The following is a 25,006-nucleotide window of genomic DNA, read 5'->3' as shown; positions in this document are numbered from 1 at the left end:
ATGACAGAAGCTTGTTCCTGCGGTGGTTTTTCTTTTTTGTTTGAGAGAACTTGTTTCCTTTTCCGCCCAGACGCGTTTTGCCTTAACTCTCCTTCCGCCCGTAAATACTGGCGAACGGTTTTCTTAACGCCATATACAAGAATACGGAAACAAAGACGCAGATCACGGCGTTGAAGGCGGTAACACCGCCGGTCCAGGTCAGGATGATCGCCGCGGCTTCGGCATTGATCCCCAGAATAAACCGTTTGAACAAATAACCGATGATCGGATCAAAGACCACGTTGAAGCCCAGGCCTGCCGCCGCGCTGATCGCTGCGATTTGAGCCGCCTGTCTGGAATCTGCGGCCTGCGCCAGTCCCAGCTTCTGTCCGACTTTTCCGGAGAGATAGCCGATGCAGAATTTCAGGAAAAATGTCTTCGGTGCGGATGCGACATAGCGCGGATCCAGCAAGTCGGCAATCGACAAGCCGATCGCTCCGGCAACGCCCCCCTCGGCTGGTCCTAACAAAAAGGCCGACACCACCACGATCGCATTTGCGACGTGGATCGCGACTGAAGATCCGGCCGCCAATGGGATGTCGATCTTCAAATAGCTGAAAACAATGTAATTGATCGCCGCAAAGATAGCGATAAACGCCATCGTCCGCGTCCTTTTTTTCATTTCAAATCCCCCTTTTTGTTTCAGAATACCGCGTAGAAAATCCGCTTCCTACAGGATTCCCGAGGAAACCGGCGCCGCGGTCTTCCTTATTGTAATACAAAAAGAACGGCGGTGGAAAACTTTTTTATTATTTATTGAGGGGTTATACGACTGATTTTCCAAGCGTGAGCCCCCGGCCAGATTAACGCGGGACAGTTCGGCCAAGCCACAGGGAAAAAAGAGAAAAACCCGCGCCGATTCTCATGACCGGCCGGGTTTTCTCAGCAAACCGCTTACTTGTCAGAGTTTCCCTGCGGATGCAGTTCGTTTGCGATCTGTTGGGAACGAACCGCCCACACCTGCGCGTAGTTCTGACATTTCGCGCACAGATGTTCCGCGCTTTCCGGCGATTGCAAATCTGTCGAAACAGCGCCGCTTTGCTTGACCAGCCGAGGCAGGATTTCCGGATTTTCCAGCATCGGACATGGCCGCAGCATGTTTTCATTAAACGGCTGGTTGTGATAATAAGCCATAAACAAAGGGCTTTGCAGAGCTTTTAGCAACGTATGCTCGCGGATATTCACATTGGAATAATGGATGAACACACACGGATCGACATCGCCGTTGGCATTGATGTGCAGATAACGCCGGCCGCCGGCGATGCAGCCGCCGACATATTCGGCGTCGTTCTGGAAGTCGATCGTGAAGATGGGCTTCGTCTTGCGGAAGCCGCGGATCTGCTGAATCATCCAGGCCCGCTGGTCCGCAGAAGGCAATAACACCGGCGCCGCTTCATTGCCGACCGGCATGTAGTGGAAGAACCAGGCGAACAACGCGCCGTCCCGGATCATCTGATCGAAATACCGCTCGCTGCTGACATCCTGCACATTCGCGCTGGTATAACACGTCGATACGCCGAAGGGCAGCTTGTATTGCTTCAGCAGCGCCATCGCCGCGCGGACCTTCGCATAACACCCCGCGCCCCGGCGGCTGTCGTTGGCTTCTTCAAAGCCTTCCAGTGAAATCGCCGGTACAAAGTTCTTCACTTCCAGCATCGCTTCGCAAAACGCCTCGTCGATCAGTGTTCCATTGGTAAACGCCAGAAACTCGCAATCCGGATGCTTCCGGCAGAGCGTAAGCAGATCCGCTTTGCGCATCAGCGGTTCCCCGCCGGTATAGATATACATAAAGGTCCCCAGAGCTTTGCCCTGAGTGATGATGTTGTCAATTTCCGCCACGCTGAGATTCAGCTGATGGCCGTATTCCGCCGCCCAGCAGCCGGTGCAGCGCAGATTGCACGCCGAGGTCGGATCCAGCAGAATCGCCCACGGAACATTGCATTGATTTTCAGCCGAGGCTTCAATCTGACGGGCGCTGCCTCTGAGGGAGGCGTTGATAATGAAATTGGTGAAGAATGTTTTCCGGACGCCGGCGTCCAGATCATACAGCTTCAGCATCAGGTCATACCAATGATTCTTCTGTTCGATCACCTCGCGCACCGCCCGGCGCTGAGACGCGTACCAGTCCTCAGGGCAAACCTGATCCACCAGCTTCATCACCTTGGGAATATTGGCCTCCGGATCCCGTTCCAGATACGCCAACGCTGTTTTAACAGCGGTTTCCAAAGCAGCGGATTTCATTTTTTCGATCGTTTTCATAAATTAGCTTCTCCTTTTTCCACTGGTTTCATTATAGGAAAGCCAGAAAAAGAAACCCAGCGACAGATTTCGCCAGGTGTAAAACGATCAGACAATCAAGGCTGTTTGCCTGAATATTCAGATGGCAGCAGCGCGCCGTTTTCCGCCAGCGTGATCAGACTTCGCGCTTCCTCCTTGAGATCATAGCGCATATCGTGGTCCAGCCAGTCCAGCGTTACCCCCAAAAGCAGGCAGCGGTAAAAATGCAGCACAGTCTTCAGAGCTTCCGGTTCATATTTTCCATCCAGTCCCGCCTGACAGGCATAAGCGTCCAGCGTATTGCCGATCAGATCGGTCAGATGCTGCTGAAACAATTCGCGGCTGGCCGAATGATAAATATGCAGGGCCGCCTGCCGATACTTCTGACACCAGGCCAGCGCCTGATGCAGACTGTCCAGGAGCGAAAGCGTATCCCGCTGCTCGGGAAGCAAAGCCGCCGCCTGCTGGGCAAAGATTGCTTCCACCAAAGACGGGATATCCTCAAAATAATAATAGAACGTGTTTCGATTTAATCCGCAGCGTCCTACGATCTGCGCTACGGTGATCTTGTTCAGCGGTTTTTCCTGCGCCAGCGCCATAAAGTTATCCATGATCCATTGCCGGGTTCTGATCATTCCCATCACCTCGCCCGCATTATAGCACGATGCGAAAACCAAAAGAAATCCCCGGAACGACACAACCGGGGATTTGTTTAGATTCATAGTTTTCGGCTTACTGCTCGATCCAGACTTCAGAGAACTCGTTGGTCCCCAGCGTCGTGGACTTTTCAGTGGATAACGGATGGTTATGAATTGTCGCCTTGATCGGATAGCTGTAGATTTCATCGGTAACGATGACCATCGGCAGATCACGCTTCAGGATTTCCTGAATCTGCTTATACACTTCCCCACGGGCCGCTTTATCCGACACGGCGATGCCCGCTTTCAACAATTCGTCAATTTCCGGATTGGCATATTTGGAGATGTTCAGCGAACCGTTGGAACCGATCCGGTTTTCAATCGCGTTGGCGTCCGGGCCCTGCGAACCGGAGTTCATCGCCATATCGAAGTTGTAATTATCCAGCACCTTGGTCTGGAAGTTGGCGATTTCTGAAATATTCAGCTTCACTTCGATGCCGATTTCTTTCAGCTGCGCCTGAATGACCGTCGCGGTATCCTTGAAGTTGCCGCTTTCAAACGTGTCAAGCGTGCAGGTGAAATAATAGCCGTTTTCGTCCTGGGTATAGCCGGCTTCCTCAATCAGCTTCCTTGCCGCTTCCCGATCCATCTCCGGAATCCGCGCAGTGTCGCTCATCGCCCAGTCAAAGACCGGCGTCATGTACGTTTCCGGGACGCTGCCGATGCCCTTGGCCGCCTTATCGAGAATTTCCTGACGATTTAACGCCATGTCAACCGCCTGACGAACGCGCACGTCCGCAAACGGACCTTCTTTCAGATTGAACGAGAGATAAACGCGGCCGGTGGCGACATATTGGTAAACGTTGTAATTCGGATCCTGCTTCAGCGCGGCGATTTCCGAAGACGGGGCTTTGCCGAGAATGTCGTCGACTTCGCCATTCTGCCATGCCTGGAATGCCGTTGATTCATCCGGAATAATCGAAACGATTAATTCGTCGATATACGGCGCGCCCTTGAAGTAATCCTCATTGCGCTCCATGCGGATCGCAACGCTCTTTTCATACGAAACAAACTTGAACGGACCGGTGCCGACGGGCTGGAAGTTGGCTGGATTGGTCGACCAGTCGTACTCCGGCGTATCGTAGATATGCTTTGGCATGATGAAGGTTCCCAGCCAGCCGATCGTGGCGACAATCCCGGAATTCGGCTCGGAAAGATGGAATACGACGGTATTTTCATCCGGGCAGGTAATTTCGCTCAGCTGCTTGAAGCTGTTGGACTGATATCCTTCGGTACGGATCTTATCAAACGTCCACTTGACGTCCTCGGAGCTGAACGGCTCGCCGTCATGCCACTTCACACCTTCGTGAAGATGGAACGTCAGCGTCAGGCCATCTTCTGAAAATTCCCAGCTTTCCGCAAGATCACCGACTACTTCATTGGAAATCGTCTGCTTGACCAGCCGGTTGAAGATATTCTGATAGGCGACGACGCCCCAGTCGTCGACTTTCAAATCCGGATTGAAGCTGTACGGATCGCCCGCCCCGCGGACGATGTAGGTTCCTCCGCTGACCGGTTCGTCCGACGCGGTGGCGGCAGGTGCGGCGCTGTTCTCTCCCTGAACAGCACAGGCTGTTAACATGACGGCGCAGACGCCGACGATAATTTTCTTTACCCAGTTTTTCATCATTAATTTTCTCCTTTTCTGAATTTCGCTTAACCCTGCAGTTCAGAAAAGCAGTGCTCCGGAAACTCCGGTTTGTCTCCCCAGTTTCACGCCCTCAAGCCCCCTTTAATCAAACACAAAAAATCCGCCTTCCAATTAGAAGACGGATGATCAATCCGTGGTACCACTCCTATTATCCTGTCTGTTAAAACAGGATCACTCTGCGGACATCGTCGCACTTGCGAGAATGTCTTCTTCTATAACGGGAATTCCCGGCTTCCCCTACTCGGCCAGGCCTTTCAGTTCGCTGCTAACAGGGCAGTTGTCCCCGGTGTCCGTACTGCCTCGCACCTTCCGGCAGCTCTCTTAAACCCGACGTTCCAGTTTCTCATTTCCTGATCTATGCATTTGTGTTGATGGGATTAGTTTACCGCAGACCGAAAAACTTGTCAATTCTTTTTCAGTATTTTCTGAAAATTAATTCTCCATGTTCGTTTTCTCTATTTCAGCTTTCAGAAAATCGCAGTTAGTTTCCACAGCGGAGATGAAAAGCTTTGATCTTGATCTGGATAAGTTAGCCGGCAGACGGCGTGGCGATCAGAAACATCAGATCCCGCTGATTCTCCATTCCCTGTTCTTCGAAGAAATCATACATCGTCCAGTTGTAATAAAAGCGTTCCGCCCCATAGACGGTATAGCCATCCTGATTGTGATCTGTCGTGTCGTAAGGATCGGCGACGATCAGAACATCATCCTGCGTCGTTTCCGTTCCCATGTTGTCATAGCCGATCACCACCTGCCAATGTCCGCCCCAGTCGTTCCAGGCGACCATCACCGGCGTGCCTTCCTTCAGCAGGGCTTCAAACCGTTCTAATGGAAAGGCCGCTTCCAGCTGATCAGCCGGATAATCCAGACTGCTTTCCAGATCGAAGCCGCCAACCTGATTAAAGATCGCGATCATGGATTCCATATCGGTCGCTTCCGGGGTCAGGCCGTTGCTTCGCATTTCTGCCAGTGTGCGCTCGGTCTGTTCGCCCAGCTGATCATAATAGTTGAAAACCAACAGCGCGGAAACCACCCCGCAGGACCACTCCGAAGTCTGCTGCATCGTCTGAAAATGCGGCAGAATCGTCAGCGTTTCCGTACTTTCGGCATTGTAAAAGTCAACCGTGGAAAAATAAGGTGAATCCGGATGATCGCCCTGCCGCTCAACTGCATCCGCGCCGGCTTCCGGATCCAGATCATCGCGGTAAGCCAGCTTCATCTGATCCGTAAAGTTGCCGCCTGAGCGAGTTGGGACGGAGTCCGCAGAAGCCAGAGGCGTCGGCGCGGCAGGCGCGGCGGAACAGCCCGCAATGAAAAGCAGTGCGCAAAGCACAGTCAATAATTTTTTCATAAAATGATACTTCCCCTTTCAAAATAGAAAAACAAAAACAGTTCTTTTCGTTTCTTCAATTTTCTTCCGGTGCGCTCCCTGCGCTTCAGGATAGAAAGACAAGACGATGGCTTTTGGCCGCTTGGTGATTGCGTGTCACAGAACTTTTTCAAAGCATTACGCTTTGGCATCAACAAGGGTAACCCTGTTTCAATTTCGGCATTTGACCCGGCTGTCCGAGGCCTGTTCTTCGTGGAACATCAGGTCATGCGGCCGGTCGTTTTCAACCGGCAATGACGTGGTACTCATCATTCAAAATCAACGGGCGTGATCGTCTGTTTTCCCATCCCTCCTTAACTTCAATCACGAAAAAATTATATCAAAAAAATTCGTCAGCGCAAGTATAAATTTAATAAAGTGATATCATCAGTTTAGCCACACTAAACTTTTGAACAATTTCTCTGGCCGAAGCCTGCATGATTGCGCAGCGGTGTTCTTCCTTAGGAGAAACGATTGGTTCCGGCTGCCTTCTGACCAAATGAAAACTGCCGCAAGATCCGGCAGCTTTCCTACTTCTCTATCAACTTCTCCATAAACCACGTCCGCAAAGCCAACTGGGAAATTCCACAATGGATCGTCCCATTCTTCAGCATCAGGCAGTATGCATCTTCGCTCTTTGCACGTCAATTTCATTCCCGATTATCCTTTTGTTTAATACAGCTCGATCTGGACGATCTTGCCCAGCTTCTTGAGATTTTCAGCCATCCGTTCAATCATCCGGATTTTTGCCCGCAGCGAGATCGTCGAATAGGCTAACTGGCGGTGCGCGGGATTATCGGAACGGCCGACCATGAACACGATTTTCGTGCAGTCCTGCAAAAACATTTTCGTCAGCAAGATCGCGCCGTCTTCCTGCTTCGTCAGCAGAAACTGCTCGTAAAACTGCGGCGACTGAGCGCATTCGTGCAGATATTCATTCGCTTTCTGCAGCGTCAGCACCCCTTCTGTCACTAAATCCAGCCCTTCGATATAGGCCATCGGCGGGACGTCGGAGGTTAAGGATAACAGGTTTTCGATCTGGATTTCCTTGCCGGTAATCCGTGAGACAATGTTGGACGTCGTCCCGCCGCAGCAGATTTTCTTCCCCGTGGCGCTCAATAAACGGCCGACCACCTTGCGGTCGTCCTCCGGATGTTCCGGCGGCCCGACCATCACGCGGGCCTCCGTGGCCGGCACGATCTTGGCCGTGGCCACCGTCGAATCGTCGCCTGGCTGGCCCTGATACAGATCGTTGACGCAGGCCAGTAAAATCCGCGTCACCTCGCGTGCCGGATCAGTCGAGCGGCAATATTCCGTCAGATGTTTTTCCACATCGGCATGATCCCAGCCGAAGTTCAAAAACGTACCGACGCCGGCGTGGATAATCCCGTCGGAAAACACGACGATGAAATCGTTCGGCTCTACCTGAAAGCTGCTTTCCCGGATTCGCCGCTGCCCGATCACGCGCGTTGTCCGCGGCAATTCAATACAGGTTCCCCGGCGCATGATCACGGCGGCCGGATTATCAAATTCGATCAGATGCGCCGTCCCGTCGTAGTAAATCTGAACGATGGTGAATGTGGAATACGCTATTCCGCGCTCCTGACATTGCGGCAGCGTCGCAGTGATCGTATCGACCGCTTCCTGCAGCGTCGCACCTTCTGCCATCATCTCGCAGATGATCGTGCTGGTCAGCGTGGACAGAATGTTCGCTTTGACTCCGCTGCCCAGACCGTCAGCCAGCACCAGGATGCAGAACTGATCGCAATAGCGGATCGCCACCTTATCGCCGCACAGTTCCTCATTCTTTTTGATCAGCGAGGAAAACGACGTTTCCACATGGATTTTTTCTTCAATCATCTTCATCCATCGCTTTCATCAGCCGCGTTAAGGCAACCTTGGACTTCGCCGTCGTTTCGCCCAACAGACTGGCGATTTCCTGAACGACGCGCATCTGATCGTCGATGACGGTCTGCGCAACCTCCGCCGTCTTCATCTGCATCTGGCGGATGACTTTCTCCTTGGTTTCCTCCACCGTCAGATCCATTAAAATCAGGATGACATAGCGGTGGTCCTCAATCGAGATCATCGCGTGGTTTAAGATTTTATGATATTGCGGATATTCGCAGCGGTAATACTGGACGCCGACAAAATCCTGAAGCAGCTCATGCAGCCCCTGATCCGGCAGAATCGACTCGACCGGCATGCCGATCGGATCAATTTCCTGCAGGTTCATCATATTCAGCGCCGCCGGATTGATCTCGCGCACGCAGTTATGCTCATCCAGCACGAGAATTCCATTCGGCGTATTCTCGATGATCAGATTGGAAATCGACTGGGCGTGCTCGAGTGCGTAGGGCAGACAGAGCTTCGGATCCGCTTTGCCCTCCAGCACTGCGATCGCTTTGGCGCGGCAGCTTTCGTAACCGCAGGCGCCGCAGTCCAGTTCCTTTTCCCGCGTCGTCTTGCCCATCAAAAACAACATGTCCTTAATTTCTTCTTCGGTATGCGTCGTCCGCTCGATTGGATCGGCCTGCCACTTCGCGCGCAGATTGGCGGGCAGCTGGGCCTGGCGCACCTGATCCTGGGGATCCATGTTGCGTCGGATCGCGCTGCGCGCTCTCCATTCGCTGTGATCGACGTGGCATAACAGCGGACCGCCCAGACAGGACTGTTCGCAAGCCGACAGTTCGAAGAAATAGCCTTCCATGTGTCCCTGAGCGATCGACTTCAGCGCATCCCGGACGCGGTCCATGCCTTCCGCACTGACCCGCTCGTACACTTCGTCCGAACTGCTTAAGGTGCGGATCACCCCGCCGGGGGTCGGATACATTCGTACGGTGCTGGCTTTCAGACTTTCCCATCGGACTTCCGGTTGTTCCTCATCCTCGTTTACAGGTTCGTCTTTCAGCCAGACAGAAAGATCCGGCATCGTTAACACCGCGTCGATGGCCCCCGCAAAGCGCGGATCGGCAGCTTCCTTCTGCTTCGCGATGCATGGCGTCAAAAACACCGTCTTCACACCCGGATAACGCTCTTTCAAATCATAGCCATGCGCAATCATCGGCGACACAACCGGCGCCAGCTGATCGACAAGTTCCGGAAAATTTTTCTCAACATAGGTGACGACGGCCGGACAGCACGTCGACAGAATGTTTTTCATCTGATGTTCCTCGATCAGCTTCATGTAAGCCTGAGAAACCAGCCGGGCGCCGACCGCCGTTTCCTCGATCACCTGAAACCCGATCGCTTCCAGCTGTCGTTTCAGCCGCGGATAGTCCGGCCAGACCGACGCAAAGGACGGTGCGATGCTTAAGGCCAGCGGCTGACCCTGAGCGATCCACTGACGGACCTGATCGACGTCGCTGTGAACCTTTTTGGCGCTGTGCGGACAGATCGCGTAGCATTTGCCGCACAGAATACACTCGTCTTCAAGAATTGTAGGCTGATGATTCTGATACGTCATCGCCTTGGTGGGACAGACGCGCACACAGCGCAGACAGTTGCGGCAGTTCGCCTCGGACAGCTGGATGTAGCTCATGCCAGGGCCGCCGTAATTTCCCGCTCGAGCACTTCTCTGACATTATGCAGACCGACGCCCAGCAGCTGCTTGCCGTTAACGCGCAGTCCCAGGCCCTGTGTGCAGACCTGCATGCAGAAAGCCCCCTTAACATTGACCTGATCTTCCCAGCCTTTTTCTTTGATTAACTCCTGCAGAATTGTGACGACTTCATTGCTGCCCTTGACGTAACAGGCGCTTCCAATACAAACTTCAACAGTGACCATGTCGCTTCTCCTTTTCGCTTATTTTCGATGCATCGGCACGCCGGTAAAATCAAAGCTTTCCAGCGATTCCTCAATCGTTTTCTGTTGGCCGTTATTTTCTTTCGCCATCCGGCCTTTTGCCACCATCGGCGGCTCGATGACCGCCGGCCCGGCGATGCAGCCGCCCGGACAGGCCATGCCTTCCAGAATGTTGCCGGTAAACTTGCCGAACTTCATTAACGTCAGCTGCTTCTTGCATTCCATGCAGCCGTCGGCGTACACGCTCACCGGCGCGGCCATCGCTTTTTCCTTTGCAGCCTGCGCGACCGCTTTGCCAACACCGCCGCCCTGAGCGAAGTTGCGGCCGAAGATCGACGGATAGTCTTCCTCTTTCGCCTCTACTTCCGAAGGATCAATGTGTTTGGCGATCATCATCGCCGCGATTTCCTCAAAGGTCAGCACGTAATCAACGGCGGTGAAGGATTCCATCGCTTCCTGCTTTTTCGCCAGACATGGGCCGATAAAGATCACGCCGTGATCCGGATGGTCTTTTTTCAGCTTGCGGGCCAGCGCCATCATCGGTGAAACGACGGTCGACATATTGTTTTCGTAAATCTGCGGGAAGTGCATCTTTGCGAGGTTGACAAAAGCCGGACAGCAGGAGGTCGTCATCGGCACGCCGGCTTCCATCTTTTCCGCCAGCTCCGCCTGTTCCTCCCACGCGACGGCATCCGCGCCCAGCGCGACCTCGTAGACTTTTTCAAACCCCAGCAGCTCAATGCTTTTCTTGATCTGCGGCAGGGTGGCGTTGTCAAACTGCCCCTGAATCGCCGGAGCGACGATCGCAAACATCGGCGTTCCCATTTTCAACAGGCTGACGACCGGCACGATCCATGACATATCCTCAATCGCGCCAAACGGGCAGGCGGCCTGACAGGCGCCGCAGTTGATGCATTTGGTTTCGTCGATCTGAGCGATCCCATTTTCATCCCAGCGGATTGCGTCGACCGGGCAGTGCTGGGAACACGGCCGCTCGGTGACGACGATCGCGTTGTATGGACAGCTGCGGGCGCAGGCGCCGCACTCCTTGCATTTTGTATAATCAATCTGGGCGCGGTGCAGCCCCATGCTGATGGCATCGAACTTACACGAAGCCAGACAGGCTTTCGCCATGCACTTGCGGCAGTTGTCGGTGATCTGAATCTTGCGGATCGTGCAGCCGTCGCACGCCGCGTCGATCACCTGAACGATCTGACGCGGATTGTATGCCGCAGCTTCATCCGCCATTTTCCCGCACGCCAGGCGCGTGCGCTGCCGCAGGATTTCTCTTTCCTTATACACGCAGCAGCGGAATTCCGCCTTGCGCCCCGGGATCAGTTTGCGGCTGATCGCGGCCGCGCTGTCGTCCGTCAATTTTCCTTCATAAGCCAGCTGTGAAATTTCCTTGAGCACGTCGAACTTGAACTGACGTGCTTCGTGATTGAACATGGACATTGTTTTCTCCTCCATTGCTAACAAATTCACATTACCATAGATAGCGCTGATTTTCAATTCTGAAAACCTACTTTTATTATCGCATATTCCGCAAGTGCTTTCAAAATAATTGTAAGCTTGTTTAACAATCGTTAAACTTACTATTTCCTGGGAAATTCAAGGCTGAAAAACAACCTTTAAACGGCGCTGTTCCTCAAAACTCTCGTTCCGACTTCCTGCTGCCGCCATTCTGCTGAAACAGAGACCTAAGAAGCAAAACCGGCTTATTTCCCGATGCTCGTTATCAAAGGAATTCAAAGCACGAAAAAAGAACCCGCATTTTTTGCAGGTTCTTCATCTATGTTATTGATTCTATTTATACCGATGAACCGCAGCGGCTGTTTTCCAACATTTCCGCAACTCTCTCTATGACATCAATTCGATTCCACTGCTGAAACCAAACCGTTCTCATTTCTTCCTCGCGTTTACCCTTAATCCTCACAAAATGGCTGTTTATCTGTTCGATGGCTGTTTTGTAAATTTTCAGCAAAATGGGAAGTTGTAAGAAGCATCACACGGATCTGCGATTCATCGCGCAACGCCGGCGTTTAGCGGCGGTATCCTCTCTGTCCAGGTTCCATTTACTTTAACCTCCTTAGAATAAACGTTCCGTTTATTCTGAAAGCTTCGCTCCTCTTACTTTATCAGCCTTAATGGATTCATTGAGAAACTAGGTTCTCTCCTTAACGGACTCAACCGTTCTGATCGGCTGTCTGAGGGATCAGCTTCCTCTGTTTGAAGATCTCATTCCTTATCTTCGACTTTATTATAAACAGAGTTTTCAAAAAAGTAAGCCCTTTCATTCAAATTTTTTTCGTGCTATAATAAAAATGTTGAGGGTTGCCGTTTCAGGACAACCCTTTTTTACTGTATTCCGCGTTCTGATCTTCCTCTTTTTCCCATTGCAGCTCCATGCCGCCCTGCGACCACAGGCTTTCATGAACCTTCACGCCATGATGCAGCAGCGTCACATGCGCCCGGCCGCTGAGACTTTCCTGAATCCGGCCCTGCATCCGCCCGTTGTGCGGCGAAGCCAGCGAACAGGCCGGACCGCATTCCAGACGGATCCGGATCTGCCAGCCGCCCTGATGAAACCGCAGTTTGGCCCACCCGGAACCCTCTTTAAACTGACGGCAGCGCAGCGATTCCAGGCGGCAGCCGGTATAGGTCGCAAAGCGATGCAGCTGATCGCGCAGTTTGACGACAAGCAGACAACCATTAAATGTCAGCGGTCCTAACGGAATACTGGCCAGCGACAGGAAGAAGCACGAATCCGGTACGCCGCACTGGTTGGACTGAAACCACAGATAGCGCTGGGGAAACGAAGTGCCGCGGTCCTTTTCCAGATAACCCACGCCGGTTACGGGAAGCGAACGTCCGTTGGCGATGACAACGCCTTCCATGCGGTGATGCAGGCTGATCACGCCATGCACGCATTCCATATTTTTCAAATACGCGAACGGTCCCATGATCGTCGGGGCGTACCGGGAAAACGGCAGCGGCGTCAAGCCGCTTAAACGAAGCCGGACTTTCAGCTTTGGCAGATCGAGCTTCACGCGCGTCAGCGAAAATTCGTTGCTTCCCAGCGTCAGATGAAACGGCGACTGCCGCACTACCGCGTCCTGCCAGCCAAATTCCGCCCATTGTGATTGATTCGTCAACGTATCCGTCGTCTGAATAAAAAACGGCGCGGCTGAATGCTGCGGGCTGAAACCGACGATCACCGCCAGCGAACAACGCGGGTCGCACAGCCGGAAATACCAGCCTTCAAAATAATCTTTCTTTTCGCCAAGGGAATGCAGTCCCATTTCTTCTCTGCGGATCTGTGCTGCACGCATCCAATCACCTGCTTTCCCTTGCAGTATTTCCCACACGCAGCCACCTTAATCCTCAAAAATTCAGAAAATGAAAGACAACGGGATAATCTTGTACAAAAGAAAAGACGGAAAACATTCCGTCTGGGTTTGATCTAGGGCAGAATCGTGCCGATAAGCGGTTCCAGCTGCCTCGCCATCATCGGCCTGGCAAAATAAAAGCCCTGATACAGCGTGATCGGATAAGCTTTTAACAGCTTCAGGATGCGGGCGTTTTCCACCCCTTCAGCCACCAGTCTGATTTCCAGCTTGCAGCACAGCGACACGACGCTTTCGATAATCGCCAGATCCACCTGATTTTGTTCGCTCAAATCCCGGATAAACGATTGATCGATCTTCACGGAATCGGCCGGCAGGTTGCGGATCAGCAGCAGCGTGGAATACGCGATGCCGAAATCGTCGAGCGACAGATTGAAGCCGAACGCCCGCAAGCGGGCAAATTCCTGCGCCAGTCCTTCAAAGTCCTCGACCTGACAGCTTTCCGTCAGCTCAATCGCAATCTGACGCGGGTTGATTTCCAACCGCCAGGCTTCCGCGATCAGAAAATCGGCAAACCCTGGATCCTTAAACTGCAAATAGGAAACGTTAAACCCGGTGATAAAATCCGGACTTTTGCGCTGCCAGGAGCGCGCCTGGGCGAACACCTGACGGACGATCCAGCGGCCGACCGGAAGAATTTCCCCGGTGTTTTCCAACAGCCGGATCATTTCCCCGACGTCGGGATCGGCATTCCACCTTAACAGCGCTTCGCAGCAGACCACGCGGTGATCCTGATCGACTAACGGTTGATAAACCATTGAAAAGCCCTCGCACGCATGATTGACAGAGCGCGCCAGCATTTGCTTCAAACCACTTATCCGGCGGTATTCGGACGAAACCTCGAGGCTGAAAAAGACCAGCTGAGAACGCCGGTGTGCCTTGCCATGGGCCAGAGAATGTTCCAGCTTGCTGATGAGCGCCTCCTGCGTCGTTCCATCCTGCGGCACGCAGACAGCGCCGCCGGTGATTTCCAGACTGACTTGCCGGCTGCCCAGCTCTTTTGCCGCCTGCCTCAGCGCTTCAAACACGCTGCCCGCCTGATTGCGGCTGCCGTCGGGAATCAAAACGGCGAATTCATCGCCTTCAAACCGGTACAGCGTCGCCGCCATCGGGCAGACCTGACGCAGCTTTACAGCGAAATCCGCAAGAATTTCATCGCCTCCGCGATATCCATAATTGTTGATGACTTCGCGGAAACCATCGAAGCCGACGACCATCGCCACGCCTTTGATATCTGTAAAGTCCAGTTCGGCAAACTCCCGCATCGTCGGCAGACCGGTCAGCGGATCGATTTTATTGCGCGCGTCCAGGCGCGTCATCATTCCGGCGAACAACCACGGTTCACCCTGTTCGTTTTTCATCATCGTGCCGCGGCATTCCAGCCACACATAATCGCCGCTCTGGCTGAGTGCCCGGTATTCACAGCTGTGGTGCGTCTTGACGCCGGAAAAAACGTCTGCGATGTCCTTCAGGTATCGGCCGCGATCTTCCGGATGGATTTTTGCCTTCCACAAAGCAGCGGCATTTTCCATATATTCGCCCGGCAGGCCGAAAAAGGTCACGGCATTTTTCGACCAGTGAGACAAATCCCGTTTGACGTCGCAGACATAGATATAAACCTGTTCAGAAGCTTCGGAAAAAGCGGTGAACAGAGCGTTGTCCAAAATCGTAGGCATCCGTTTTCCCCTTTCGTATCCTTTTCTATTTTAGGGAATTCCTGCCAAATTTCAAATTGATTACCTAAACGGATCGTTTTCCGACTTAAATCAGCGTCAAATACAGCCCAGATGCGCCAATGCCCGGGCGATGCCGTCTTGATCGGACGAAGTTGTGACATAATCCGCGAGCGCCTTCACTTCTTCCACGGCGTTGCCCATCGCCACTGCCGTGCCGGCCAGCTTCAACATTTCCACATCGTTGTAATTATCGCCAAACGCCGCGACTTCTTCAGGCGCAATTTTCAACTGATCGATCAGCTCCCGCAAACCGACCGCCTTGTTCATGCCGCGCCTCACGACGTCGTAGCCGTCGGCGGAATAGCGCAGAAACGCCAACTCTGAATCGGCATGGAAGACTTCATCCACCGCCTCAGGCTCGGCATGCACGCTCGCGCTTTGCGGCAAAGCGCTCAGATGCCGGTCTTGCGTAGGACAGTCGATAAACGGTTCCGGTCCGATATCCGATTCTTTCTGCGGCTGCAGCCAGTCGATCTTCTCCGGATGTTGATAAATATAACAATGGTCAAGAAACTTCCAGGCCAGCCCCGCCTGATGAGAACGGCAGAACGCGTTGACGCGCTCCACCTGTCCCCGCGATAAATCATGATGCGCCAGAATCCGTCCCTGACCGTCGGCGACCACCGCGCCGTTGACCGCCAAAATGTAATCGGGGTTCAAGGCGTTAAGCGCCGCGCCCAATCCGTAATGCGTCCGTCCGGTCGCAATCACAAAAATCAGGCCGTTCTGCTTTGCCTGTGCGATCGCTTCCCGGCATGAGCGCGGTATTTCATGGCGGTTTAAATCATACAACGTCCCATCGACGTCAAAGACCAACAGTTTTATCATCGAATCATCACTCCTGGCCTTATTGTACCAGAATTCACTCATCCCGGGCGCGTTTTTCCCTTTCACAGCTCAGAAAAAAACATTTTCCCGCAGGTTTGCGCCTGCTTTGGGAAAATGTTTTGTCAGTGCCAATCCGCCGGCTTCAAGCTTCATCCTTCGCACAACACAGCGCGGCATAGTCCTCCTCCGGCACCGGCCGGGAGAAATAATAGCCCTGGATGTAGCGCGTGTTAATGGATTTCAGGAAATCGACCTGGGCCTGTGTTTCCACACCTTCGACGATCACCGGAATATTCAGGGAATGGGATAAATTGACGATCGACGCGATCACCGCGCCGCTGCGCTGGGCATTGTTTTCATCGGAGCTGATAAAGCCCATATCCAGCTTGATGATATCCACCGGCGCATCCTTGAACATGTTCAGCGAGGAATAGCCGGCCCCGAAATCGTCCATCAGCACGGTAAAGCCGGCCTGCTGAAGCTGCCGGATCACCGCGTAAATTTGTTCGGTATCCTCAGCGCAGGCAGTCTCCGTAATCTCCAGCTGCAAATCTGCGGGCTTCAATTCATATTTTGCGATCAGATCAAGAAACAGAGCGACCAGATTGGTGCGGTAGAAGTTATACTTCGAGACGTTGACCGATATCGGCAGAACCTGCGCATGGAGATGGCGCTGCCGCTGCAGAAACTGGCATGTCTTTTCCCAGATATAATAGTCCAGCTTCATGATCAGGCCGTTTTCTTCCAGGACGCTGACAAACTGCCCCGGCCCTAACAAACCGCGGGTCGGATGCCGCCAGCGGGCCAACGCTTCGCCGCCGATCACGCGGCGGGCGATGATATCGTATTTCGCCTGGATATAAATGATCATCTCCCCGCGCTCCATCGCCCCCTCGATTTCATCCAGAACCTGCTGCTCGCGGATGATCCGCTGGCGCTGCTGATCCGTGTAGAAGCCGACCTCGCTGAACATCGGATCGATCCGGTTTTTAGCCGCCAGGGCAGCGCGGTCCTGCATCAGCTTCATCGGCAGCGAGCGATCAGTGATCGGATACACGCCGTATTCCAGAGACAGATTCAGATCGCTGGGATAGTCGCTGAGAATCTCCTCACGGCCATTGGCCTGATACGCTTCGCAGGACGTCATCAACATGAAATGATCCGCCGTAATCCGGCACGCCAGCGAGCCGGGATAGCGCCGGCAATAATCCTGCAGCCGGCTGCCGATATGACTTAACAGCTGATCGGCCTGTTCCACTCCGAGCAGTTCGTTGACGATCTTGAAGCGCCGGATGTTGATGTAGATCAGGTAGTAGGGCTGCGGATCCTGCATCAGCAGGGCCCGGGCTTTCTCCGTGAACGTATCCTCGTTGTACAAACCGCTGATCCGGTCCATTTCCGCCTTGTGTCTGAACATTTCCGTGCGCCGCCGCTGGATTTGTTCCTCGGTCTGCTTGCGGCTGCGGTAAAGCAGCAGCGTGACGCCCAGAATCAACGCCAGAGCCAGCGAGGCGACAAGATATCGGTTGGCTTTCAGCCAGTCCGTCCATGAGGGTTTATAGTGCAGGCCGAGGGTGGAATCATAAATGATCTGATTGATTTCTTTCTGCGACAAACAGGCGATCGTCTTGTTCAAGATTGTCATCAGCAGTGGATCGAGATCGACGCTGGCGGCGAAACAGGGCTGCAGCGCCGGGAATTCCAGCGGGTAATTGTCCTGCAGATCGCTGATCCCCGGTTTCCAGCTGTAATAATTCAGCGTATAGGAATCGCAGACCGTCGCGTTGGCGTGATGATCGGCGACCGCAAGCAGACACTCATAGAGCGAATCAGCATAGAGGATCTGACCGGATGGCATCTGATTTAAGAATTCGCTGTTGACCGCGGTATTTTCCGTTACGATCAGACTGAACCCTTCCGCACTTTCCCCGCCGAAATCCTTTGCGTTGACCACAACCATAAGATCCAGCTGCAGCAGCGGATCGCTGAGCTGAACAGCGGCGTTGTGCGTCAGCCGCAGATTTCGCCGGGTAATGCCGCAATAAAGTGCCTGACGGGGATTCTGTTCGAGAAACGCGACGTAATCGGCATGCGGCGGCTGCGGAGTAAGCGCAAACCGCAGCCCTGATTTCTTTTCGATCAGCGCCAGCAGCTGCGGCCAGATGCCACTCAGCCTGCCGTTTTCCATACCGGCAAAGGGAATCTGCGAACCGTCCAGACCGACGGGAATTTCCCCCGCATTGCGGATATAGGCGTCTTCCTCGCGGGTGAACAGCGGCTGTACGGAATACTGGCTGTCGCCATAATACTCGTCGTACAGATGAGCTTCAAAATAAGGATCCGCCAGCTGAATTTCCTTTAGCGCTTCGTCGATCTGCGCCATCAGATCTGGCCGGTTCTGGTTGGTAATGATGTAAAACGGCGCCGGTTCCAGCTTGAGCACGGCTTTCGCTTCATTGTGCAGCGCCAGCCCGCCGCTGATGATCAGGTCGACCTGGTTTGACAGCAGCGCTTCCATCAGCTGATTTTCCGTCTTATATTCCGTCTGCGGACAATCCAGCCCCTTTTCCTGCGCATATCTCTGCCAGCTTTCATTTTGATAGCTGCCCTGAAGCAGCCCGACGCGCAAGCCGTTCATCGCCGCACTGTCGTCATAATACACCGCCGCGTCTTCGCGGGCGTACACAACCGCCAGCTCCTCGCCGATCGGCTGGTGTGAAAATAGAAACCGCCCGGAGCGCTCTTCGGTATACTGCGCGGTCATGACCAGGTCGATCGCGCCTTCATTTAACTGATCGAGAATCTGTTGCCAGTCGCCATAAACATATTCATAGCGCCAGCCCGTAATCCGGCTGATCCGCTCGAGCAGTTCGACGCCGTAGCCGGTGTATTTTCCCGTTCCGGTTTCTTCTATAAAGCCGGCGTAGTCAATGTAGCCGACGCGGATGAGAGGCGCTTCCGCTTTCACGGAAGCCGGCGGCAATCGCGGGACGCTGAAACACAATCCCAGGCAGAATCCAAGCATTAAAATCAGACTGCGCTTTTTCATACGGCTTTCTCTTTCCTTCCTGAGGAGCAATCCGGTTCAGGCCGCTGCCCGTTTCCCGGCGGTCATGGTCTTGTATATTTCTGTATTGTTCTATAACAGGATTATATCATTGATTTGTCAGAAATTGGGGAATATTCCGGTTTCTCTCCGCCGGATCGCCATTCTTACCCTAAATCGTTCACTTTTTACGTTTTTGTTTTGGATTGCTTCATGATGCACCGCGTATGCGCCATCTTTTAAGCTGGAATTGACGGCAGGATGTAAATCAGACAGACAAAGAGATCCTGTTTGGCATTCATACTGCGCCTGAATCCGAACGATTGCCCAACATTTCTCAAACGGATCCCGGGTTAAAGCCGTTGAAAAACCAATAAAAAAGCGGAAGAACCGGAGATGTTTGCCCCGTTTCTTCCACTGCGTACCTCTGAGATTGTAATGAATTTCACCGGTTGCCGTTTACGCTGAGCGCTTCGCCGCCGCAGCCCCGGCTTTGCGTCCGAAGTGACAGGTGCCGATGACCGCGGTGCCGCTGCCGGGATAGTACGGGCCAACCCAGCCTCCGGCATTTAAGCCGGCTGCGTACAGGCCTTCGATCACCTTGCCGTTGACGTCGACCACTTCGCAATCCGTCGTAATCTTCAAGCCGCCTAACGCGCCCAAGTTATACGCGGTATTCTTATAGGCGTAGAATGGGCCGCTGATCGGCTCAAGGCCGTCCTTGCGGCCAAACGGATCCTTTCCAGCCGCAACATCTTCGTTCCAGTCCTTCATCGTACGGACCAGGCCTGCCGCGTCGATGCCCAGCTTTTCCGCCAGATCCTCCAACGTATCCGCCGTGATCACCACGCCGTCGGCGACGTCCTTGGCTACTGTATCCGGCGTCCATGGCGCACCGTCCGATTCCAGACTGCTCGCGCCGAAAATCATGTACGTCGGGCCCTGCAGCTGCATTTCCTGCTGATAGATCGCGCGGTAATGATAAGCGTATGTTGCGTCCTCGCAAACAAACCGGCGTCCGGCCTGATTGACGATGAACGACGGGAATACCGGTTTGCGGTTATCCGTCGCCGCGCCGGTCTTGCCGCAGAAGTCGATCGTGCCGCCGCTGACATAGGCCGCGCCCAGCTCCATTCCCATGCGGATACCGTCGCCCATATCGGTAGCGACACACAGACAGATCTGCGTCGTATCATCCCAATACTGCTGCGGATTCAGTTCCTTCGCCATTTCGGCGTTCTGGTCGACGCCGGCGGCTGCCAGGATGACGCCCTTGTTCGCCTTGATCGTGATCGTCTGACCGTTCTGAACCGCTTCCGCGCCGATCACCTTGCCATTGTCTGTGATCAGCCGGGTTACTTCGGTTTCATATTCCACGACCGCGCCCAAGCCCTCGGCAACCTTTAAAACCGCCTGCACGTAGATTCCGCCGCTGCCGGAAGCACCGCCGCCTTCATAGACGTGAATCCGATCAGCCAGAACGTCGTCCTTTAAATAAGGAACGTGGCAATGACCGTAAACGCTCGTCCATTTTAAGCCGCAGGTGCTGGCCAGCCATTCGATGTCCGCCGGCGCGCCCAGCGCCAGATCCTTGACCAGCGCTTCGTCCAGCTGTCCTTCACCTTCCGCCATCCAGCATGCAAAATGCTTTTCCGGCGTATCGTCCTGATACTGCGTAAATTGTTTCTGATAGGTTGTGCCCGCTGCCTGCATGACGCCGCCGGACAGATTGGTTGTCCCTCCGGCTACGCCCGCCTTCTCCAGAACCAGCACCTTGGCCCCGGCTTCCGCCGCAGCCGCCGCTGCACACACCCCGGTGCCGCCGGCGCCGACGATTAACACGTCGGTTTCCTTTGTCCAGCTGATCGTGGACGCCGAGGCCTTCGGCGCATCCTCGCTGCTGCATCCGCCCAACATCCCGACGGCGGCCAGTCCCAATGTGGAAGCGGCGGCGCCTTTCAGGAAATCCCGGCGGCTGATTGATTTCTTTGCCATGTTTCTTTCCTCCTGCTTTGTGATTTTATTATCCAATTCAAAGAAAGAAGATTCAAGAAACAGGTCGGCATTTTTGTTTCTCTTTGTCCGCAGCTTCACGATCAGTCGTTGAAATATGGCTTAAATTGTTCCGGCAGCGTGTCGAAAGACAACTGGATCATCTCGTCGATATCCCGATCCATGCCCTTTTCCACCCATTCGCACATCAGCTCGAGATTGCCGTAAATGTGTACCCGCAGCATCGCCATCGTATGCCAGTCCTGAATGTCCTCGCCGTTGCGTTCCAGCGTTTCCGCATACAAATTCAGACTGATTTGAAAGATATAGTTGCGCAGCGAATTGGGATCGTGTGAGCGCAGCGCGTTCTGGAAGAAAAACAGATTTTCCTGAAATACCTGATACAGCGCCTTCACCGAATCATGCCAGCCGCAGCCGTCCAGAAAAGTATAGAGCGTCTTATCCAGAATTTTCTGATAGCTCTTGTTGACCAGATCATATTTGTCCTGATAACGCCGGTAAAAGCTGGAACGGCTGACATGCGCCTGTTTCAGCAGATCGTTGACGGTCAGTTTGTCTAACGGCATCCGCCGCATCAGCTCGATCAGCGCGTCGAACAGACATTGTTCCAGTTCTTCTTCATTCTGATTGATCGCAATCGTCATTTTCATCCTCCTTCCCGCTGGCGGCGTTTGTCCGCCGCGTTTAACCTTCTCTATGATAGCGAAAGGATCACGGCTTGACAATCGCTTTTCCCTACTTTCCCACCATGCCTGGCTGAAAGTACAAAAAACGCCGGCGAACCAGCGTTTTCTGCGTTTACAGCTTCAGGATATAATCGGCTTTGCGCGGCTTGGGCTGCGGCGCTTCGCCTTCCGGAATTCCCAGCGCCAGCGCACCGACGCCGCGCAGGTTCCCGCTTAATCCCCAGGCCTTTAACAGCGCCTTGCCTTCCTCGCTGTCAAACATCTGGCGTTCGCGGTGAATCCACACGCTGCCCAATCCCAGCGCATGCGCCGCCTGCATCATCGTGCACAGCACGCAGCTGCCGTCTTCAACCCAGGTGCTGACCGTGCTGTCGGCCAGCACCAGAATGATCACCGGCGCGCCATAGTAAGGATCGGTGCCCGGATTGGCATACTCGGCGTTCATGCGCGTCAGCTGCGCGCGCAGCTGGGGATCTTGAACGGCGATGATCACCGGCGATTGTTTTCCCTGACCACTTGGCGCATAGGTTCCTGTTTTCAAGACGATATCCAGCAGTTCGGCAGATGGGGCTTCGGAGTGAAAACGACGGATTGCCCGGCGTGTTTGAAGATCTTTGATCGTAGCTTCTGACATTTCAATGACCCTCCTTTTTGTCTCCATTATACCGCGTCCGTCAAGCGCCGGCTGGCTGACGATCATGAAAATGCGTCAGGAAATCGGCCAGCTGCGCTTCCGTCAGCGGCCGGGAATAATAAAACCCCTGAATCAGATCGACGCCTTCCGCTCGCACAAACTGATCCTGTCGGGATGTTTCCACCCCTTCCGCCAGTACTTCATACCCCAATTCATGAAAGACCCGGATCAAATATCCGAGCATCGTCGCGCTGCGCTTGTTTTCCACCGCCGACACGACCAGACTGCGGTCCAGCTTCACTGTGCTCAGCGGCATGTGCATGACTGAATCAATGTTGGAATAGCCGGTGCCAAAATCATCCATCTCCATCTTCACGCCATGTTCCATCATCGCCCGGGCAAAGCGGATCGTTTCCTCCGGATTTTCCGCCAGAGCTGTTTCGGTGATTTCAATGATGATCTGTTTGGGATCGGTCCGGCATTCCTTCAACGTTTGCAAGACGGTTTCCGCCAGCTCCGGCTGAACCAGCTGGACGGCCGAGAAATTGACGTGAACCGCCGGCAGCGGAATTCCCTGATCCTGCAGCCGGGCGATCATCGCGCAGATCTGCCGCAGAATCTGCCAGGTCATCGGGATGATCAAACCGGTTTCCTCAGCGATCGGTATAAATTCAGCCGGAGACAGCGCTCCCAACGGGCTTTCGGGAATCCGCATCAGTGATTCGACCGCGCTGATGCGTCCGGTCTTCACCGCCACAATCGGCTGATAAACCATAACCAGCGCCGCTTCCTGCAGCTTTTGTTTTAAGATTTCAATGATCTCCGTGCGCCGCCGCATCCCTTCCAGCATCGCCGGATCGCAATAGCATGTCGGCCAGTGATGCAGCTTCGCCTGATTGACCGCGTATTCCAGTCCGTTGATCAAGCATTCAAGATTTTCCGCACTGTCGGGATAAGCTGCCAGCCCGATCACCGCATGCAGCCGGTACTCATATCCGTCGACGTGAAACGGCTTGTTAAACAGGGCCAGAATGTCCTGCTGGAGTTTTTCCATTTCTTCCGGCGTGCGGTTGTGGATCAGCAGCGCGAATTCATCGCCGGAAAACCGGTATACCGGATACGGCGCCGCCATCGTTTTCAACGTCGCCGCGATCTGCTTGAGGAAGTGATCGCCGGTTCGCTGGCCGAAGTGATCGTTGATCTGCTTGAAGTCGCGCAGCGAAATCACCATGACTGAAAACAGCGAACGGCCGCGCTGCATCGACAGGTTGATCAGCTTCTGAAATTCAAGGCGGTTGCCCAACCCGGTCAACGGATCCAGAGAGATCTGCTTGTTCTGCAGATAGAGATAAATCAACAGGATCGCCGTCGTCGCCGCCGAACCACTTAAGACGACGTGGGGAAACAGCTGCTGGACTACGATGACGCTGCAGGCGATCAGCGGGAAAACAAATAGAATGCGATAAATCTGCGGCTGAAGCCAGCGGCGGTACCGCCGCACCAGCAGCACCGAAATCAGGCAGTAGAAATAAAAAATAAGATACGTTGCAATGATCAGCGGGCCGCGCAGATACATCCCCGCGCGAATTGAAAACAACGCGCCGGTGAAGGGGTTCAGCAGCACCAGCGCGGCATAGAAAATGCCGGGCAAAACGCCGAGTATTAACGCCAGCCGTCCCCCCGCGTGTTCCTCGAAAATCGTCGCTGCCGTGTAGCAATAATACGCCAGCCCCATTAACGGCGTCGCTAAAAAATAGATTTCCGTCACGCCCCAGCACAGCCACGATTCAACCCAATGCGGACTGGCCAGCATAAGCGTTGAAAGGACGTTCGATACCATCGCGGCAAAGGTCGCCCCCAGACAGCACTGAAACATCCGGTTTTTCCACGACGGCAGCAGCGTGCCTTTGTGGGCATACACCAGAATGATCGATAAGAAAACAATGGAGATGCACTCCGCCGCGATATTCCAGGACATACGCTCCCTCTTTTCTTTGAATTAGTTCGTTATTCAATCACTTTCATTATAACCATTTCTGAAAGCAATTACAATTCAAGAGTGATCGCCGCGAATGATGGAAAAGTCGTTCTTCCAGCTCTCTCCTTCTTAGATTTTACTTGTTGCCAACTTAAACGTTTCCTTCAGGAAAGCCTTTACAGAAGGCTTAACAGGCTCTCTGTTTGTCAGCTTCTGCTTCAAAAAATCCAGAAGCTCGGGATCACAATGCTTTTTTTCTAACGGGTATCCTTTATTCTTCTGCGGTTGGACAAAAAGAAATTCCGGATCTTCCAGATAACCGTAACATTCGGCATAGTTCAATCGGCTCCAGCTGTTTTCCGTGCTGACTTCAAATGCATCCTCGCCAAAGGAAAAGCGGATTGTATAACCGGTCTTCGATCTGAAATTTTCTTCGATTATTTCATTGATCGCATGCTGAACCATGGATTTGATGATTTTGGGTGTAGCACACGCCCTGACGAAAAAGAAACTTCCGCCAAAGATAAGAAAACAGGCTAATGCGAAGTCCGTCCCCCGCAAGATAAATAAAACTCCCAGTCCCATCAATAAAAGCGCTTCGCCCCAGCAGATGATCAGATAATTCCATTTTAATAAAGCATAATCAAAGCGCGTGGAAAGTTTGTAGAATACGCTGAGAGAGTAGGGACCGGCGTGAGTTTGAACATGATTCTGATCCATCATCAATTTCTCCTGTTCGATTTTATCGCTTTGCGGATCCATTCCGGCGCGCAAGGCTGACTTTTTCTTTAACTTCATTATACCGGCGGATTCGGTGAAAAACAACGGGCATTCGTCTGA

18 protein-coding genes are annotated in these 25,006 nt (G+C 53.5%); all 18 read right to left on the bottom strand.

All coding sequences use genetic code 11. The features are described from left to right. Window positions 1-82: 82 nt before the first annotated feature. The 18 genes from BQ7364_RS16660 to BQ7364_RS16570 all read right to left on the bottom strand — a co-directional run bounded on the left by BQ7364_RS16660 (window position 83) and on the right by BQ7364_RS16570 (window position 24,964). Window positions 83-661: an ECF transporter S component gene (locus BQ7364_RS16660; RefSeq protein WP_072685832.1), complete on the bottom strand. Its 579-nt coding sequence runs from the start codon at window positions 659-661 to the stop codon at window positions 83-85. Window positions 662-933: 272 nt separating this feature from the next. Beyond that, on the bottom strand, window positions 934-2,298 hold the full coding sequence (locus BQ7364_RS16655; RefSeq protein WP_072685830.1) for a radical SAM/SPASM domain-containing protein: 1,365 nt from the start codon (window positions 2,296-2,298) through the stop codon (window positions 934-936). A 95-nt stretch (window positions 2,299-2,393) separates the two neighbouring features. Next, window positions 2,394-2,957 carry a TetR/AcrR family transcriptional regulator gene (locus BQ7364_RS16650; RefSeq protein WP_159432837.1) on the bottom strand — a complete coding sequence of 188 codons (564 nt, stop codon included), beginning with the start codon at window positions 2,955-2,957 and terminating at the stop codon, window positions 2,394-2,396. Window positions 2,958-3,048: 91 nt separating this feature from the next. Then, on the bottom strand, window positions 3,049-4,641 hold the full coding sequence (locus tag BQ7364_RS16645) for an ABC transporter substrate-binding protein (protein WP_072686146.1): 1,593 nt from the start codon (window positions 4,639-4,641) through the stop codon (window positions 3,049-3,051). 553 nt (window positions 4,642-5,194) lie between these two features. Beyond that, entirely contained in the window at window positions 5,195-6,016 is an 822-nt protein-coding gene (locus BQ7364_RS16640; protein WP_072685826.1) for a papain-like cysteine protease family protein, read from the bottom strand. A 690-nt stretch (window positions 6,017-6,706) separates the two neighbouring features. Continuing rightward, complete coding sequence (locus tag BQ7364_RS16630; RefSeq protein WP_072686144.1) at window positions 6,707-7,894, bottom strand: SpoIIE family protein phosphatase; 1,188 nt, start codon at window positions 7,892-7,894, stop codon at window positions 6,707-6,709. Further along, a complete protein-coding gene (locus BQ7364_RS16625) occupies window positions 7,887-9,575 on the bottom strand; it encodes a [Fe-Fe] hydrogenase large subunit C-terminal domain-containing protein (protein ID WP_072685822.1) in 1,689 nt (562 codons plus the stop codon). The genes BQ7364_RS16630 and BQ7364_RS16625 overlap by 8 nt, the downstream gene beginning before the upstream one ends. Continuing rightward, window positions 9,572-9,820: a (2Fe-2S) ferredoxin domain-containing protein gene (locus BQ7364_RS16620; protein ID WP_072685820.1), complete on the bottom strand. Its 249-nt coding sequence runs from the start codon at window positions 9,818-9,820 to the stop codon at window positions 9,572-9,574. Before BQ7364_RS16620 ends, BQ7364_RS16625 begins: the two co-directional genes overlap by 4 nt. A gap of 18 nt (window positions 9,821-9,838) precedes the next feature. Beyond that, window positions 9,839-11,293 carry a 4Fe-4S dicluster domain-containing protein gene (locus BQ7364_RS16615; protein WP_072685818.1) on the bottom strand — a complete coding sequence of 485 codons (1,455 nt, stop codon included), beginning with the start codon at window positions 11,291-11,293 and terminating at the stop codon, window positions 9,839-9,841. 887 nt (window positions 11,294-12,180) lie between these two features. Then, window positions 12,181-13,170, bottom strand: a complete 990-nt coding sequence (locus tag BQ7364_RS16610; protein ID WP_072685816.1) for a hypothetical protein — start codon at window positions 13,168-13,170, stop codon at window positions 12,181-12,183. 131 nt (window positions 13,171-13,301) lie between these two features. Next, window positions 13,302-14,921 (bottom strand): GGDEF and EAL domain-containing protein, encoded by a 1,620-nt coding sequence (locus tag BQ7364_RS16605; protein WP_072685814.1) that lies wholly within the window; start codon window positions 14,919-14,921, stop codon window positions 13,302-13,304. A 96-nt stretch (window positions 14,922-15,017) separates the two neighbouring features. Then, the gene (locus BQ7364_RS16600) at window positions 15,018-15,809 is read right to left on the bottom strand and encodes an HAD family hydrolase (protein ID WP_072685812.1); all 792 of its coding nucleotides are present in this window, start codon (window positions 15,807-15,809) and stop codon (window positions 15,018-15,020) included. Window positions 15,810-15,951: 142 nt separating this feature from the next. Then, entirely contained in the window at window positions 15,952-18,858 is a 2,907-nt protein-coding gene (locus BQ7364_RS16595) for an EAL domain-containing protein (protein ID WP_072685810.1), read from the bottom strand. A 456-nt stretch (window positions 18,859-19,314) separates the two neighbouring features. Then, window positions 19,315-20,850, bottom strand: a complete 1,536-nt coding sequence (locus BQ7364_RS16590) for an FAD-dependent oxidoreductase (RefSeq protein WP_072685808.1) — start codon at window positions 20,848-20,850, stop codon at window positions 19,315-19,317. Between the two features lie 101 nt (window positions 20,851-20,951). Next, window positions 20,952-21,512 carry a TetR/AcrR family transcriptional regulator gene (locus BQ7364_RS16585; protein WP_072685806.1) on the bottom strand — a complete coding sequence of 187 codons (561 nt, stop codon included), beginning with the start codon at window positions 21,510-21,512 and terminating at the stop codon, window positions 20,952-20,954. Window positions 21,513-21,666: 154 nt separating this feature from the next. Then, window positions 21,667-22,188: a nitroreductase family protein gene (locus BQ7364_RS16580; RefSeq protein ID WP_072685804.1), complete on the bottom strand. Its 522-nt coding sequence runs from the start codon at window positions 22,186-22,188 to the stop codon at window positions 21,667-21,669. 40 nt (window positions 22,189-22,228) lie between these two features. Next, window positions 22,229-24,166: a putative bifunctional diguanylate cyclase/phosphodiesterase gene (locus tag BQ7364_RS16575; RefSeq protein ID WP_072685802.1), complete on the bottom strand. Its 1,938-nt coding sequence runs from the start codon at window positions 24,164-24,166 to the stop codon at window positions 22,229-22,231. A 129-nt stretch (window positions 24,167-24,295) separates the two neighbouring features. After that, window positions 24,296-24,964, bottom strand: a complete 669-nt coding sequence (locus tag BQ7364_RS16570; protein WP_139248672.1) for a YcxB family protein — start codon at window positions 24,962-24,964, stop codon at window positions 24,296-24,298. Window positions 24,965-25,006 lie beyond the last annotated feature (42 nt).

It is taken from the genome of Holdemania sp. Marseille-P2844, assembly GCF_900120005.1.
Taxonomy (GTDB): Bacteria; Bacillota_I; Bacilli_A; order Erysipelotrichales; family Erysipelotrichaceae; genus Holdemania.
Note: the sequence above shows the minus strand (reverse complement) of the source record. Positions and strands in the feature narration are given on the sequence as shown.